The sequence below is a fragment of the Streptomyces herbicida genome, assembly GCF_032656585.1.
GTDB lineage: Bacteria > Actinomycetota > Actinomycetes > Streptomycetales > Streptomycetaceae > Streptomyces > Streptomyces herbicida.
This window is the reverse complement of record NZ_JAUYWJ010000037.1, coordinates 1-14,659: the sequence shown is the minus strand read 5'-3', so window position 1 is coordinate 14,659 and position 14,659 is coordinate 1. Positions and strand designations below refer to the sequence as shown.

The window sequence follows — 14,659 nt, the reverse complement described above, 5'->3', positions numbered from 1 at the left end:
CGGCTGCCTCAGTCCGGCAGGGTATGCGTCTGAAGGTGCACGGCATTTCCGGCGCCGGGAGCGGACCTGCCCATGTGGATGCCCTTTCGGTGCCGGTGTGTTTCGGGCGTGCGGCAGAGCGCGATGATCGCGGCGTCGTCCTCGAGGCGTCCGCCGACGTGGGCGAGGAGGTCGCGGCGGACGTGGTGCAGGAGCTCTTCGGGAGCGCTGCCGGCCCACTGGGCGGCCCGTTCCGCGAGCGGGTAGAAGACGCCGCCGGGATCGCGGGCCTCGATGACGCCGTCGGTGTAGAGCAGGAGGGTGTCCTCGGGCTCGAAGGAGAACACGTCGAGGGTGTACTCGGTGGGTGTCTGCGCTCCGATTCCCAGCGGGGGCGCCGGGTGCACCGGAACCGTGACGGTCCCGGCGGGGCTCAGCAGCAATGGCGGAGGGTGACCGCAGCTGAGGATCCGCGTGAGATGGCCCTCGTCCGACATCTCCACCAGCAGCACGGTGGCGAACCGCTCCCCCGTTTCCTCCTCCGGCACGAGGTCGGGCAGATTCCGGACCACGCTGCGTTCGAGGGCGGCGGCCAGCTCGGGCAGAGCGGTGTGCTGGTGGGCGGCCTCGCGGAAGGCCCCGATGATGAGGGCGGCCTCGCCGATGGCGGACAGGCCTTTGCCCCGTACGTCGCCGATCACGACCCGCACGCCGGTGTCGGTCGAGGTCGCGGCGTACAGATCACCGCCGATCTGGGCCTCGTCCTCGGCGGCCAGGTACAGGCAGGCGATCGTCAGCGGACCGATCCGCTCGGGCAGCGGCCACAGCAGGACGTGTTGTGCGGCTTCGGCGACCGCGCGCACCTGTGCCAGCTGGCGCAGTCGTCGCTCACGTACGACGCAGTAGAACACCGTCAGCGCCGACAGCACTGCCAGGGCAAGGATCTGCACCAGCACGTTGCGCGAGAACAGCACGCCGAAGTGCCAGCCGATGTATGCCTGCGCCGCCACAGCCAGGAACCCGATCAACCCGGTCAGCCGGGGTCCTGCGAACGAAACGGTGATCGCGGGGGCGATGACCAGGAGCGGACCGAGATGGACGTCTGCCGGGACCAGCTGGTCCACGACCGTGATCACCACGATGAGCGCGATCGGGATCACCAGCAGTGCATGGCTCTGCTGCCACGGCTGCCGCAGGCCGGCCATGCCTTGCCGGACGTCCACATCTTCCAGATTGCACCGTCCCGGGCACGGTCGCCCGCGGGGTGTTGTCGGGCGGCATCGTTGCCCGTGTGTCGCATACGCCCCTGGGGGACAGTCGTTACGGTACGCAAGAGACGCGACGGCCCAGAGGCAGGCAGGCACCGTGCACGCGATCGGACATGCCCTCTCCATTGCCGGATCGATGACCTGGGAGATCACCTGGGCGCTGATCCTGGGCTTCACGCTCTCCGCGGTCGTGCAGGCGGTCGTCCGCAGGGAAGCGGTCGTACGGCACCTCGGGGACGACCGGCCGCGCAGCCTCGCCCTGGCGACGGGGCTGGGCGCTGCCTCGTCCTCGTGTTCGTACGCGGCCGTCGCCCTGGCCAGGTCGCTGTTCCGCAAGGGCGCGAACTTCACGGCTGCCATGGGGTTCGAGATCGCCTCGACCAACCTCGTGGTGGAGCTGGGCGTGATCCTCGCGCTGTTGATGGGCTGGGAGTTCACCGCCGCCGAGTTCGTCGGCGGGCCGATCATGATCGTCGTGCTGGCCGTGCTCTTCCGGGTCTTCCTGCGCGAGCGGCTGTTGCGCCGGGCCCGTGAACAGGCCGAGCGCGGGGTGGCGGGCTCGATGGAGGGACATGCGGCGATGGACATGTCCGTGCAGGGCGAGGGCGGCTTCGCACGGCGGCTGTTCTCCGGTCGCGGTTTCACCTCCGTGTCGCACATCTTCGTGATGGAGTGGGCGGCCATCCTGCGCGACCTGGTGGCCGGCCTGCTCATCGCGGGCGCGATCGCCGCGTGGGTGCCGGCCGAGTTCTGGCGCTCGTTCTTCCTCGAAGGCCATCCGCTCGCGGCCAAGCTGATCGGCCCGCTCGTCGGCCCGCTCGTGGCCATCGCCACCTTCGTCTGCTCCATCGGCAATGTGCCGCTCGCGGTGGTGCTGTGGAAGGGAGGCATCAGCTTCGGCGGCGTGATCGCCTTCATCTACGCGGACCTGCTGATCCTGCCGATCCTGAACATCTACCGGAAGTACTACGGGGCGCGCATGGCCGGGTTTCTGCTGGCCACCTTCTACGTCGCGATGGTGGTGGCCGGGTACGCGGTGGAGTTCCTCTTCGGCGGCCTGGGCCTCATCCCCGACCAGGCCGATGCGAGGCTCCCCGAGGAAGGCATCACCTGGAACTACACCACCTGGCTCAACATCGCCTTCCTGCTCCTGGCCGCGGCCCTGCTCGTACGGTTCCTGCGCACCGGGGGTCCCGCGATGCTGCGGATGATGGGCGGCTCACCGGATCACGGTGAAGACGCGCACGCACATGCGTCGGGATGAACGGGCAGGCCTGACCGCGGGCGCGGCTCGGCGCAGGTCAGGGGCGCGGGTCAGTGGCAGCGGTCAGGGGCCGGCTGTGTGCCAGGGGGCGTCGGGGCGGGTGAGGCGCGCGTCGGCCGCCAGCCGGAGGGCGTACACCGTGCGGTCGCCGGGGACGGGGCCGAGGTAGCAGTGGCCGGTCATATGGCACCAGGCGGGCAGGTCGAGGGGCGCGGCCGGGTCGGTGGCGACCACGTGCACGACGGTGCCGGACCGTGCGCCGTCGATGGCGGCCCGGAGCTTGAGCAGAAGGGTGACGCAGAGCAGGCCGGTGCCGTCGACGGTGAGATCGGGTGCCGGGACTGGACGGAGGGTCATCGGCTGCTCGCGGTGGCGGCGATGGCAGGCAGGATGGCCAGGGCGAGGATGCCGCCGGTGAGGGCGAGGACGGGGTAGCTCGCGGCGGTGACGATGATGCCGGAGGCGAGGCCGCCGGTGGTGCCGGCGATGGCGATCGAGACATCGACCAGGCCCTGCGTCCTGGCGCGGGCGGCGAGGGGCACGGCGTCGGTGATGACCGCGGTGCCGGAGACCAGGCCGAGGTTCCAGCCGAGTCCGAGCAGGGCCAGCGCGAGGGCCAGCAGCGCGACGGAGTCGCCGGGCGCGGCGGCGGCGAGGACGCCCGCGGCGAGGAGCGTGACACCGGATGCGGCGGCGACCGGGATACGGCCGTAGCGGTCGACGAGCCAGCCGGTCAGCGGTGAGGGCAGGTACATCGCGCCGACGTGGATGGCGATGACGAGTCCGGAGGCGGCCGTGCCGTGACCGTGGTCGTGCATGTGGACGGGCGTCATCGTCATGATCGCAACCATGACCAACTGGGTGAGGATCATGATCAGTGCGCCGAGGACGACTCCGGGTCGGCGCCGTTCGGCGGTTGACACGGATCGCTGTGTCGCGTCGGTGGCCGTCGTCCGCCGCTGGTCGAGGGTGCGGGCGAGCAGGAGGGGGTCGGGGCGCAGCCACACGGCCAGCACGAGGGCTGCCAGCGCATAGGCGGCTCCGGCCAGCAGGAAGGGTCCGGCCAGGCGGGGAACGCCGAGGACGTGCGCGAGGTCGCCGGTGGGTGAGGCGAGGTTGGGGCCGACGACGCCGCCGAGCGTGGTCGCGACCAGGACGGTGGAGACTGCGCGGGCTCGGTGGGCGGGGTCGGCGAGGTCGGCTCCGGCGTAGCGGGCCTGGAGGTTGGTGGCGGTGCCGGCGCCGTAGATGAACAGCGCGAGGAACAGCAGAACGGAATTGTCGAGGACAGCGGCGGTGATGACGCCGGCGCTGCCGATGGCTCCGGCGAGGTATCCCGTGGTCAGGCCGGGGCGGCGGCCGCGGGCCTGGGAAATGCGGCCGACGGCGACGGCGGCGAGCGCGGACCCGGCGGTGAACAGAGCGCTCGGCAGCCCGGCGAGGCTGGTGGTCCCGAGCATGTCCTGCGCGAGCAGGGCCCCGACGGTGACTCCGGCGGCGAGCCCGGCCCCGCTGAGGACCTGAGAGGCGACCAGCACGCGCAGGATGCGGCGTTGGGCCGGAACGACGTCCGATATGGAGGAGGAGGTGCCTGATTGCGTACTCGTCATGTCTCTTCCGGGTGGCGGTGACGGCTGCGGGCGAAGGCGTGGGGGCGGTGACGTCGTCGGTCCCGGGCCCGGTGGGGAAGTGGGGCACCGGCCGGCGTGCTGCGGCGGGCCGTCAGGTGACGGCAACGGCTTGGGGCAGGTCGTCGATGAGGCCGTCGGCGTCCTCCGGACCGACGGACGGGCGGATCAGGCTGTCGGCGATGCGGCGCTGCGCGCGCTCGGCCGGCTCGAGGCCATGGTGAGTCGTGGTGATCGGCTGGGTCACCGGGCGGTCCAGGTAGCCCGCGGCGCCCGCGGTGGCGCGCGGCCCGCCGACAAGCCCCGGAGGTACGGGCACTGGGCGCCCCGTCATGCCAGGTCCCCGGCCTCGACGGGCAGTTCGGCCAGGCGCCACTCCAGCATGCCGTCGTTCAGGCGGATCGCCCGCCGTCCGTGGTCGGTCAGCAGTCGTACCGCGTCGTAGGCGAGTACGCAGTACTCGCCCCGGCAGTACACGACGATGTCGGTGTCCTCGGGCAACTCGTTGATCCGGTCGGCGAGTTCGTCGACCGGGATGGAGCGTGCGCCGGGGATGTGCCCCGCCCGGTACTCGTCCATCGGCCGCACGTCCAGCACGAGTACGTCCCCGGACGCCGCGCGGGCGCGCAGCTCTTCGTGGGTGACCTCCGCCGCGCCGTCCTCGCCGAGGTAGGCGTCCCGGGCGCCGGGCACGATGGCCTGGTGGCGTTCGGCGACCTTGCGCAGCAGCGCGAACAGCTGGGCGACGTCGTCGCCCGCGAGCCGGTAGTGGATGCGTACGCCCTCGCGGCGGGTGGCGACGAAGCCGGCCTGTTTGAGCGTCTGCAGATGTGCCGAGGCCGTCGTCAGGTTCAGTCCCGCCGCCTTGGCGAGGGCGTCGACCGTCCGCTCGCCCTGGGCGAGCAGGTCGAGCAGTTCCAGGCGCTTTCCGCTGGCCAGCGCCTTGCCGCTGGTTGCGAACGCGTCGTACAGCTGAGCCTTCGTACCGGTCGAGTTGCTTCCCGCCATGCCATCCTCCATAAATCCATGGAATAGTGTAAATGAAGGAGGGTGCTGTGACCACACGCCGCCTCGCATCCGAACCTTGGAGGACCTGATGGGGTTTGCCGACGACCACCTGATACCCCTGGTCGACGCCGGACTCGGCAACAGCGCCTACCTCGTCGACCTCGGCGACGGGCGCGCCCTGGCCGTGGACGCCGCCCGTGACCTGCGCGCCCTGCGGGAGGCCGCGGACCGGCGCGGGCTGACCGTCGCGTTCGCGGCCGACACGCATCTGCATGCGGACTTCCTCTCCGGCTCCGTCCAGCTGGCGCACGACGACGGCGCGCGTGTGCTGGCCTCCGCCGCCGGCCGGCGGGTCTTCCTCCACACGCCACTGGCCGACGGCGACGAGACGGACCTCGGCGGACTGACCCTGCGAGCACTGGCCACGCCCGGCCACACCGACGAGCACCTGTCGTTCCTGCTGCTGGACGGCGACCACGAGTTGGGGGTGTTCACCGGCGGCTCGATGATCGTGAACTCCGCCGCCCGCACCGACCTCCTCGGAGCCGACCGCACCGAGGAGCTCGCCCGGGCCCAGTACCGCTCGCTGCGGCGGCTGGCCGCACTGCCCGACGCGACCTCGGTGTGGCCCACCCACGGAGCCGGCTCCTTCTGCTCGGCGCCGCCGGGCAGCGAGCGCACCTCCACCATCGGCGCGCAGAAACAGAGCAACCCGCTTCTGGCCGCCCCGGACGAGGACACCTTCGTACGACAGTTGCTGAGCGGCCTGGGCAGCTACCCGGCGTACTTCGACCGGCTCGCCGAGGCCAACCGCCGGGGCCCGGGCATCCTGACCGGCACCCCGGCGCTGCCCGACCTCACCGCCGGACAGGTGGCCGCTCTGCTCGCGCGGGGCGGTCATGTGGTCGACGTCCGCCCGGCCGCGGACTTCGCCGCCGGACACATTCCCGGTGCGGTCTCGATCCCGCTGCGCGACCAGTTCGCCACCTGGCTCGGCTGGCTGTTGCCCGAGACCGCGCCGATCGCGTTCGTCACCGCCGAGGACCAGGAGCCGGCCGAGATCGTCTGGCCGGCGTACAAGATCGGCTACGAGCGGCTGTCCGGACGCCTGGCCGGAGGCATGCGAGCCTGGGTCGCGGCGGGCAACGCACAGGCCACCACCGCGTTCATCACGGCCGACCGCGCCGCGGACCGGCCTTATGTCGACGTCCGGCAGAGCTCCGAGTTCGTGACCGGGCATGTCCCGGGAGCCGTGCACATCGAGCTCGCGAGCCTCGGCGCCCGCGCCGTCGACGCCCCCGAGGGCGCGGTCGTGGCCTGCGGCCACGGCGAGCGGGCCATGACCGCCGCCAGTCTGCTGGAACGCGCGGGCCACACCGATGTGGCGGTCCTCGACGGCGGGCCCGCCGACTACGCCGCCGTCCATGGTCAGCGGCTCGTCGAGGGCACGGCGGGCGTGCGGCCGTGAGCACCTCCCACCACCCGGCCGGCACGACCGCTGCCGACCCGCCGATACGGCTGGGCCTGCGGGAGAACTGGCCGCAGTTCACCCTGCTCGTCGTCGTCAATGTCTGCGTCGGTGGCCTGGTCGGCCTGGAACGCACCACGGTCCCGCTGATCGGCGCCGACGTCTTCCATCTGACCAGCGACCTGGCGGTCTTCTCCTTCATCATCGCCTTCGGTGTCACCAAGGCGCTGACCAACCTCGCCGCCGGGGCGCTGACTGCCCGCTTCCGCCGCAGACAGCTCCTGGTGACCGGCTGGCTGATCGGTGTCCCCGTGCCCTTCGCCCTTGCCTGGGCGCCGTCCTGGGGCTGGATCGTCGCCGCGAATGTCCTGCTCGGCATCAACCAGGGTCTGACCTGGTCGATGACCGTCAACATGAAGATCGACCTCGTCGGCCCCGCACGTCGCGGACTGGCCACCGGCGTCAACGAGGCCGCCGGCTACACCGCGGTCGGGGTCACCGCCCTGCTCACCGGCTACCTCGCCACCGCCTATGGCCTGCGCCCCGCCCCCGAACTCATCGGCGTCGTCTTCGTCGCCGCCGGGCTCGGCCTGTCCGTGATCGTCCGTGACACCGCCGGCCACGTGGCCCTCGAGCTCGCCCAGCACGCCAAGCCCCTGCCGACCGGTGAGGACACCACACTGGCTGCCGTCTTCGCCCGCACGTCCTGGCGCAACCGCTCCCTGCGCGGCGCCAGCCAGGCCGGACTGGTCAACAACCTGAACGACGGTCTGACCTGGGGCGTCTTCCCCCTGCTCTTCACCGAACACGGCCTCGGCTTCGCCGCCATCGGCCTGATCAAGGGCCTCTACCCCATCCTGTGGGGCATCGGCCAGATCCCCACCGGGCACCTCGCCGACCGCATCGGCCGCAAGCCCCTCATCGTCACGGGCATGCTCGTCCAGGCCGGCGGATTCGTCCTCGCCCTCGCGCTGCTCGGCCGTCCGCTGCTGGCCGGTGTCCTGTCCGCCGCCGCCCTGGGGCTGGGCACCGCCATGGTCTACCCGGCCCTGATCGCCTCGGTCTCCGACCATGCCCACCCCGCCTGGCGCGCCAACGCACTCGGGACCTACCGCTTCTGGCGCGACATCGGCTATGCCGTCGGCGCCCTGGTGGCCGGACTCCTCGCGGACGCCTTCGGACTCGACGCGACCGTCATCGCGGCCGCTGTCCTCACGGCAGGCTCCGGGCTGCTCGCCGCCCGCTGGATCAGCGGACACCGGCCCGGAACGCGCTGATCCGGCCCCCGGCGGCGGAGGTGCCGAGTGGTCCGGCGGCGGGGCCGAAGGACCCATGGCAGTGTCCCCGGGGTGGACGGAGAGTAGGAACTGAAGAGACCTCCCGAAGGAGGTGACCTGCGGTGATGTACTGGGACGGCGGTAGTGGCTGGGCCTGGATGGCCTTCATGCCGCTGCTGTGGATCGCGCTGATCGGTCTGGTGGTGTGGGCGGTTGTCCGCCTCGCCCAGCACCCGGCGTCTCGCCGGGACGACACGGACGGAGGGCCGGCACCGACGGAAACACCGGAGGAGGTCCTCGACCACCGCTTTGCCTCCGGCGAGATCGGCCCCGAAACCTACGCGGAGATGCGCAAGCAACTGTCCGCTCACCGGCCGAGGTCCAGGTGACCGGGTGGCTGCGTGACCGTCGGCTCCCGCTGACCGTGCCGGCCTCCCCGGCGTCCAGGTCCCATCGACCGCTTCGGCGGCTGGTAGGTCCTGCGCGCCGGGGAGATGGCTGCCCGGACACCGCCCTGCTCTGCACGGCGATGACGCCTTCAGGGTTCGCTCGGTCAATTCCCGTACCGTGATCAGTAGCCCATTCGACTCAGTCACCAGCGCCCCAGAGTGAACGAGGCGACTCGGTGCCCCGCGCCGACGGCGGCCCGCCGTTCATGACCGTTAACGTCCACTCTTGTGTTGTTCAGCTATGCCTTTGTGAACCTGAAACCGGGTGTGGGAAAGACGACCAGCGCGGTCTGGCTGGCCCACGCGCTTCACGAGTCGGGCATCCCACCACTGCTGGTGGACAGTGACCCCGCCTCCTCCGCGCTGCGCTGGAGCGAATTGGCGGGCGGATTTCCGTTTCCGGTGATCGCCCTTCCGGTGGGTGACGTGCACCGGCGCGTGAACGACTTCCTCGGCAACCGGCAGGCGGTCGTGTTCGACGCCCCGCAGATGGAGGACCACGCCCACATCACCCGCAGCATCATGAGGTACGCGAGCGAGTGGGTCGTGCCGGTCACCCCCGCCCCCATCGAACTGGACCGCATGGCGCCCATCGGCGGCGAGATGGGCGACATGCAGTCCTTGCGCGCCCAACCGGCCCGCGCCGCCGTCCTGCTGAACCGCACGAACCGTCCGGACGCCACCCGCACCGGTCCCGATGCCGACGCCCGCGAGGCACTCACCGAGCGTGGCTTCGACGTGTTGTCCACCCACATTCCGCGGCTCGACTTGTACGCCCAGTCGTTCGGCAGCCCGATCGGCGTCAAGGGCTCGGCCTACATGGACCTCGCGGACGAGCTCATCAAGCGTCAGGACAAAGCGTGAATCAGCGCAAGGACACCTACCGAGCCGCGCTGCAGCGCGGACCGTACGCAGCCGCATCCCGTCCCGCCAAAGTCACCCAGCTGCACACCCGTTACGTCAGGGTGACCATCGAACTCGACCCCACTTTGCCGGACGACTTGACCCGTTGGGTGGGGACACCGGTGTCGGCGCTCGCACACGCCGGCGAATCCGTACTGCGGCCCCTGACGACTTGGTGCGTGGCAGCCGGTGCGACCGCGACCGTGGAAGCCTCGTCGCTGGTGGCCGGCATCGCGCGGCTCTGGCGATCCCGCTGAGACGACGATCCGGCACCGCCCGCCCCCGAACTCGGGCTTGCCGCCGTCCTCTCGGGTCTGGGACGATCGCCGCGCCCGTCACTCACACCGACGGGTGGCGGCGGTGAGGGAGGTCCGGTGCACAGTCGGTGGCTGTACATATCGGCGGCCGCGGCACTCATCGTCGCCTCCTTGATCGTGGTACTCCTTCCCGACCACAAGGCCGATGGCGGCCACACCGCGGCACCACCCGTCACCGGCACCCACGCGATCGACCCGCCTGCGACGTCGTCACGCACCGGGTCCGCCCCCGCGACCACCCCCTCAGCACGGCCCTCGGTCGAGGGCACCCCTCGGAACACGTCGGGTCGTGCGACGCCCGGCGCATCGGTGAAGCCGTCGGTGGCGGGCGCCCGGCGAACAGCCTCCGCCGCGGCGCCGTTGGCGGGACGCATACGACCCGGCGTCACCTACCGGGGGCTCGCCACCTTCTACGACGCGGACGGTGGGGGTGCCTGTCTGTACGACCCGAGCGGTGATGTCATGACCGGGGCGATGAACCACACCGACTACGAGTCGGGCAAGGCATGCGGGGCGTACGTCCTCGTCCATGCGGCCAATGGAGCCTCCGTCACGGTCCGCATCACCAATGAATGCCCGGGGGACTGCGCACCCGGCCAGATCGACCTCAGCGCACAGGCCTTCGCCGAACTCGCCAACCCCTCGGCCGGGCGGATCCCGATCACCTGGAATCTGTTGAGCCCGAGCACCATCGGCACGATCTCGATCCGGTACAAGACCGGGTCCTCCCAGTGGTGGTGCGGTATCCAGGTGATAGGGCACCGGAACCCGGTGGCGCGGCTGGAGGTGCGCGCGAGCGGCGGCTGGCGCCCGCTGTCCCGCACCGACTACAACTACTTCATCTCCGACGACGGCGCTGGCTGCGGCGGCACGATCAGAGTCACCGACATCTACGGTGAGCGACTGACCGTTCAGGCAATCGCGGTGCGGCCGAACGTAGTGCAGCCGACCCGAGTCCAATTCGCCGAGCGCTGACCTAGGTCCTGTCGTCGCCGGCGTCCGCGGCAGGCACCGGGAGCAGCATGCAGCTGCTGGTGGCGTGGGCCAGCAGCCGGTCCTTCGCGTCGACCAGCCTGGCCTCGGCCAGCGCGGTCTGACGGCCCCGGTTCACCACTGTGCCGATGGCCCGCACCCGGCCCGTGTCCACCGTGATCCGCCTCAGGAACTTCACCGTCAGGTCGAGCGAGGTGTAGCCCATGCCCGGTGGCAGCGTGGAGTGGACGGCGCAGCCCGCCGCCGAGTCGAGGAGGGTGGCATAGACACCGCCGTGCACGCTGCCGATCGGGTTGTAGTGCTCCTCGCCCGGCAGCAGGGAGAAGACCACCCGGCCCTCGGCCACCTCGTCCAGCGTGAAGTCCATGGTGGCCAGGATGGGCGGCCCGGGAAGACGGCCCGTCTGCATCTCACACAGGAAGTCCAGGCCGGAGCTGCGCCCGACGGCAGCCGCCGTGACCGCGGGGTCTTCCCACTCGTACGTCCGTGTCCGTCCCATGTCTTCGGTGCCTCCCAGCTGACTTCGTCGATCGAAGTTAGCTGCCCGGTCACCTGACTGTCAATGGCGAAGTCAGACCTCTACCATGGCTGAATGGAGTGGCTTGAGGTCAGTACCGAGAACTGCACCGTCCAGCGGACGCTCGACGTGGTCGGGGAGAAGTGGACCCTGCTGATCGTGCGTGACGCCGCCAACGGCGTACGACGCTTCGACGACTTCCGGCGCCACATCGGCCTGTCGGAAGCGGTCCTCAGCGACCGGCTCAGGAAGCTGACTGCGGCCGGCATCCTCAGCACCGTTCCCTACCAGGAGCCGGGCAGCCGCTCCCGCAACGAGTACCGGCTGACCCGCAAGGGGTGGGACCTCTGGCCGGTCCTCGTCGCCCTGCGCCAGTGGGGCGAGACATACGCCCCCGATCCTCAAGGCCCCGTGCTGGACCTACGGCACACCGAGTGCGGGGCACCGGTGCGGGTCGTCGTCGAGTGCGCCGACGACCACGCCGCCCTGACCCCGAAGGACGTGAGCGCACGACCGGGGCCCGGCGCCCGGCGCTTGGTCTGACGACGTACAACCACCGGAGGTGCGCTGGGTCCCCGGCGCCGCATTCACGGCAGACGGACGCCTGAAGGAGGCGATCGTCGAGGGAGGCGATCGTCGAGGGAGGCGGCAAAGCGCCCGGGCGGTCAGCGCCGCCGCGATCATCATGATCGCCGTGTTCTCCGGGCGCCTGCTGGACGACGCGGCGCTGATCAAGTCCATCGGCCTCGGTCTCGCCTCCGCGGTGTCCTCGACGCCTTCGTGGTGCGGATGACCATCGTCCGGCCGGTCATGCCCCTCCTCGGCCATCGCGCCCGGGCCCTGCCGAAGCGGCTGGACCGCACCCTGCCGCACGTGGACGTCGAGGGCGAGACGCTGCGCCGGACCTTGGCCACCGAGCGGGCGCGAACCACGCCGACCGTCCTGGCCGGCGTGGACGAGCCGCCATCCGGACGGCCCCGGGCGGTCACGGCGTGCCGTCCGACTTCACCGGCATCATCCCCGGCTCCGGCTCCGGCTCCGGCGACACGGGCACGGCTCCCGTCCCGGTGCGGCAGCCGACGCGTCATCCCCTAGCCCGAGGCAAGATACAAGCACTGTCCAAGCTCGAGCAGCGTCTCGGACGCGACGGCGAGGCCACCGCGCCCGCCGCCCCGACCGAGCCCGAGGCACCGACCGCGAGGAGGCGGCGGAGGGAGCCCACCCGGAAGAACCGAAGAGCTGAAGAACCGACGCCGACCAGCCGCGGCATCGGCTGCCGCACGACCGCCGATCCAGCGGGTCACCCCGCGGCCGGTAGCCCCAGCCCGTCCGCCGGTCCGTTCCCCCCGGGCCGGCGGACGGCCTCGACACCGTGGAGGGTTCACCCCCATGACCGCACCGAGCGCGCTCGCTTCCGCCCCCCGACAGGATGAACGCCGGTTCCTTGAGACCCTGACCGGCGATCCCGAGCAGGGCGTGATCATGTCGGTCATCACCCGGCCGGCGTCATGTCGGCGGGCCGACCGAGCCCACCCCCGGGTCCGGCGGCGGGGTGCCCGGATCCTCACCAGGACAGACGCCCGTGACCGCGTCCAGGCCGTGATCTTCGCCTACGACGCCGGACTCGTGCGACCCGCATGAGGCACCCCCGCCGCCGCATACGAACCGCACGAGGGGCCGGTCGACGAAGACAGGACACAACCATGGGACCGTTGGGACCGTTGGCGCGAACCGGCCTGGCCGGGGCCCTCGCATGCGGCGTACTGGTCACGGCCGTCGGCATCGGACGGTACCTGACCGGCGGCAGCGACGGCGGCGGGCACCCGCCCCAAGGGCCCTACGCCGCACTCGGCGACTCCTTCACCTCCGGCCCCAGGATTCCCGACCAGACGGGAGAGCCCGCAGGCTGCGACCGCTCCTCCCGCAACTACCCGGCGCTCGTGGCCAAGCAACTCGGTATCAATGCCGCCGACTTCCGCGATGCCAGCTGCAGCGCCGCCACGATCACCAACCTCACCACACCCCAGTCCACCGACGACGGCACCAACCCCCCGCAGCTCTCCGCACTGACCGCCGCCACCGCTCTGGTCACCATCGGCATCGGCGGAAACGACATCGGCTTCAGCACCATGGTCGCCAAGTGCGTCACCTCCGGGGCACTCTTCAAAGCGGCCGCCGGCGTCACGAACATCTCCGGCCAGGCACCCTGCAAGGAGCGCTACGCCTCCGGCGACGCCGACGCAGTCGCCCGGAAGATCCGCACCGCGGGTGACCATCTCGCCCGCGCCCTGAACGACGTCAAGCACCGGGCGCCCGAGGCCCGTATCTACATCGTCGGTTACCCGGCCATCCTGCCCGCCGAGGGCGCCGGCTGCGGCTCGGACATGCCCCTCGCGCCCGGAGACGTGACATTCCTTCGCGAGACGGAACGACAGCTCAACACCATGCTCCGGGATCGCGCCGAAGCCGCCGGTGCGACCTATGTCGACACGTTCACCCCGTCCATCGGCCACGACGCCTGCTCCGCGGCGGCCACCCGCTGGATCGAACCCCTCAGACCGAGCAGCCCGGCAGCCGCCGTCCACCCCAACGAACGCGGGGAGCGCGGCATGGCGACCGCCGTGCTCCGTGCGGTCGGCCCCTGACCGGGTCCGCGCCGGATCCTCGAGGCGGGCCACTTCAGCCGCCGTCGCAGATACGGCAACACCGCGGTATCGCCATTGACTTCACCGCACAGGATTGGTTGAGTGGCTCATCCACTGAGCCACTTGGGAGGACGGCGTGGAGGCACTGCCCCGCGAAACCATCGTCGATGTCCTGGAGAACCGTCTGCGCGAGGAGATCCTCAACGGGCAGCATCCAGCCGGAAGTTACCTGCCGCCGGAACGGACACTCGCGGACGGCTACGGCGTCACCCGTACCACCCTCAAGCACGCCTTCGGCCGCCTCGTGCAGGCAGGGCTGCTGGAGACCCGGCACGGTGTCGGCACCCGCGTGCGGGACTATCTGCGTCTTGGCGGAGCGGATCTGCTGCCGATGCTCGTGCGACACAGCCCGGACTGGATCGGTGAGATCTTCGAAGTACGGCGCAGCATCGGTGCGTTGATCGCCGAGCGGGCCGCCGCCCGCGCGACCGGCCGGCAACGCGCCGAACTGCAAACGCGGTTGGCAGCCGTACGGGAGGCGAAGGACGCCGACGCCGTACAGCTCGCGGACATCGAGGTGCACCGGGCCCTGGCCCGCGCCACCGGCAACCGGGTCTACGTCCTGCTGACGAACACCCTCTTCAACGCCTATCTGCCGGTACGCGCCGCGCTCATAGGCCCGTTCAAGGACGCCGCAGTCGCCCACGCGCGTCTACAGCCGGTGGTCGACGCGATCGATGCCGGTGACGAGGCCGGCGCACGTCGGGCGGCCGAGGAGTACCTGACCACGACCGAGCGCATCATGCTGGAGGGCCTCGCATGAGTTTCCTGAGTCAACCTCTATGCCGCCAGAGGCGTGTCGGCGGGCGTGTTGATCTTGCTGTTGGCTTGATGGATGACGGGGTCGTAACAGGCGCCGTTGCGCCAGCAGGCCCACATCACG

19 protein-coding genes are annotated in these 14,659 nt (G+C 70.9%); 13 read left to right on the top strand and 6 right to left on the bottom strand.

What is annotated here, in order from left to right:
- Positions 1–8 precede the first annotated feature (8 nt).
- The gene (locus Q8A52_RS44935) at positions 9–1,184 is read right to left on the bottom strand and encodes a PP2C family protein-serine/threonine phosphatase (protein ID WP_316763647.1); all 1,176 of its coding nucleotides are present in this window, start codon (positions 1,182–1,184) and stop codon (positions 9–11) included.
- Positions 1,185–1,344: 160 nt separating this feature from the next.
- On the opposite strand from Q8A52_RS44935, the gene Q8A52_RS44930 reads away from it, so the two are divergent.
- Positions 1,345–2,511, top strand: coding sequence for a permease (locus Q8A52_RS44930; protein WP_316763561.1), 1,167 nt, complete (start codon positions 1,345–1,347; stop codon positions 2,509–2,511).
- A 63-nt stretch (positions 2,512–2,574) separates the two neighbouring features.
- Here Q8A52_RS44930 and Q8A52_RS44925 read toward each other — a convergent pair whose 3' ends face one another.
- The 4 genes from Q8A52_RS44925 to Q8A52_RS44910 form a co-directional block, all read right to left on the bottom strand.
- Complete coding sequence (locus tag Q8A52_RS44925) at positions 2,575–2,868, bottom strand: sulfurtransferase TusA family protein (RefSeq protein ID WP_316763559.1); 294 nt, start codon at positions 2,866–2,868, stop codon at positions 2,575–2,577.
- The gene (locus Q8A52_RS44920; protein WP_316763557.1) at positions 2,865–4,121 is read right to left on the bottom strand and encodes an MFS transporter; all 1,257 of its coding nucleotides are present in this window, start codon (positions 4,119–4,121) and stop codon (positions 2,865–2,867) included. Before Q8A52_RS44920 ends, Q8A52_RS44925 begins: the two co-directional genes overlap by 4 nt.
- Before the next feature lie 112 nt (positions 4,122–4,233).
- Complete coding sequence (locus Q8A52_RS44915) at positions 4,234–4,473, bottom strand: PLP-dependent transferase (RefSeq protein WP_316763555.1); 240 nt, start codon at positions 4,471–4,473, stop codon at positions 4,234–4,236.
- A complete protein-coding gene (locus Q8A52_RS44910) occupies positions 4,470–5,147 on the bottom strand; it encodes an ArsR/SmtB family transcription factor (protein ID WP_316763553.1) in 678 nt (225 codons plus the stop codon). The genes Q8A52_RS44915 and Q8A52_RS44910 overlap by 4 nt, the downstream gene beginning before the upstream one ends.
- Before the next feature lie 88 nt (positions 5,148–5,235).
- On the opposite strand from Q8A52_RS44910, the gene Q8A52_RS44905 reads away from it, so the two are divergent.
- The 6 genes from Q8A52_RS44905 (at position 5,236) to Q8A52_RS44880 (ending at position 10,536) form a co-directional block, all read left to right on the top strand.
- Positions 5,236–6,615 (top strand): MBL fold metallo-hydrolase, encoded by a 1,380-nt coding sequence (locus Q8A52_RS44905; protein WP_316763551.1) that lies wholly within the window; start codon positions 5,236–5,238, stop codon positions 6,613–6,615.
- A complete protein-coding gene (locus Q8A52_RS44900; protein WP_316763548.1) occupies positions 6,612–7,892 on the top strand; it encodes an MFS transporter in 1,281 nt (426 codons plus the stop codon). The genes Q8A52_RS44905 and Q8A52_RS44900 overlap by 4 nt, the downstream gene beginning before the upstream one ends.
- 122 nt (positions 7,893–8,014) lie before the next feature.
- Complete coding sequence (locus tag Q8A52_RS44895) at positions 8,015–8,281, top strand: SHOCT domain-containing protein (RefSeq protein ID WP_316763545.1); 267 nt, start codon at positions 8,015–8,017, stop codon at positions 8,279–8,281.
- 288 nt (positions 8,282–8,569) lie between these two features.
- Positions 8,570–9,205, top strand: a complete 636-nt coding sequence (locus Q8A52_RS44890; RefSeq protein WP_316763542.1) for a ParA family protein — start codon at positions 8,570–8,572, stop codon at positions 9,203–9,205.
- Positions 9,202–9,501: a hypothetical protein gene (locus Q8A52_RS44885; protein ID WP_316763539.1), complete on the top strand. Its 300-nt coding sequence runs from the start codon at positions 9,202–9,204 to the stop codon at positions 9,499–9,501. The genes Q8A52_RS44890 and Q8A52_RS44885 overlap by 4 nt, the downstream gene beginning before the upstream one ends.
- A 117-nt stretch (positions 9,502–9,618) precedes the next feature.
- Positions 9,619–10,536 (top strand): expansin EXLX1 family cellulose-binding protein, encoded by a 918-nt coding sequence (locus tag Q8A52_RS44880; RefSeq protein ID WP_316763536.1) that lies wholly within the window; start codon positions 9,619–9,621, stop codon positions 10,534–10,536.
- Between the two features lies 1 nt (position 10,537).
- Here Q8A52_RS44880 and Q8A52_RS44875 read toward each other — a convergent pair whose 3' ends face one another.
- Complete coding sequence (locus Q8A52_RS44875; RefSeq protein ID WP_316763534.1) at positions 10,538–11,053, bottom strand: PaaI family thioesterase; 516 nt, start codon at positions 11,051–11,053, stop codon at positions 10,538–10,540.
- A gap of 93 nt (positions 11,054–11,146) precedes the next feature.
- Between Q8A52_RS44875 and Q8A52_RS44870 the strand changes: the two genes are divergently transcribed.
- The 6 genes from Q8A52_RS44870 to Q8A52_RS44850 all read left to right on the top strand — a co-directional run bounded on the left by Q8A52_RS44870 (position 11,147) and on the right by Q8A52_RS44850 (position 14,539).
- The gene (locus tag Q8A52_RS44870; RefSeq protein ID WP_316763532.1) at positions 11,147–11,614 is read left to right on the top strand and encodes a winged helix-turn-helix transcriptional regulator; all 468 of its coding nucleotides are present in this window, start codon (positions 11,147–11,149) and stop codon (positions 11,612–11,614) included.
- Between the two features lie 19 nt (positions 11,615–11,633).
- The gene (locus Q8A52_RS49370) at positions 11,634–11,864 is read left to right on the top strand and encodes a hypothetical protein (protein WP_408649366.1); all 231 of its coding nucleotides are present in this window, start codon (positions 11,634–11,636) and stop codon (positions 11,862–11,864) included.
- The gene (locus Q8A52_RS49365; protein ID WP_408649365.1) at positions 11,861–12,166 is read left to right on the top strand and encodes a hypothetical protein; all 306 of its coding nucleotides are present in this window, start codon (positions 11,861–11,863) and stop codon (positions 12,164–12,166) included. Before Q8A52_RS49370 ends, Q8A52_RS49365 begins: the two co-directional genes overlap by 4 nt.
- Positions 12,167–12,460: 294 nt before the next feature.
- On the top strand, positions 12,461–12,712 hold the full coding sequence (locus Q8A52_RS44860; RefSeq protein ID WP_316763530.1) for a hypothetical protein: 252 nt from the start codon (positions 12,461–12,463) through the stop codon (positions 12,710–12,712).
- 62 nt (positions 12,713–12,774) lie between these two features.
- Positions 12,775–13,716: an SGNH/GDSL hydrolase family protein gene (locus tag Q8A52_RS44855; protein ID WP_316763528.1), complete on the top strand. Its 942-nt coding sequence runs from the start codon at positions 12,775–12,777 to the stop codon at positions 13,714–13,716.
- Between the two features lie 136 nt (positions 13,717–13,852).
- The gene (locus Q8A52_RS44850; RefSeq protein WP_316763526.1) at positions 13,853–14,539 is read left to right on the top strand and encodes a FadR/GntR family transcriptional regulator; all 687 of its coding nucleotides are present in this window, start codon (positions 13,853–13,855) and stop codon (positions 14,537–14,539) included.
- The last annotated feature ends 120 nt before the right edge of the window (positions 14,540–14,659 follow it).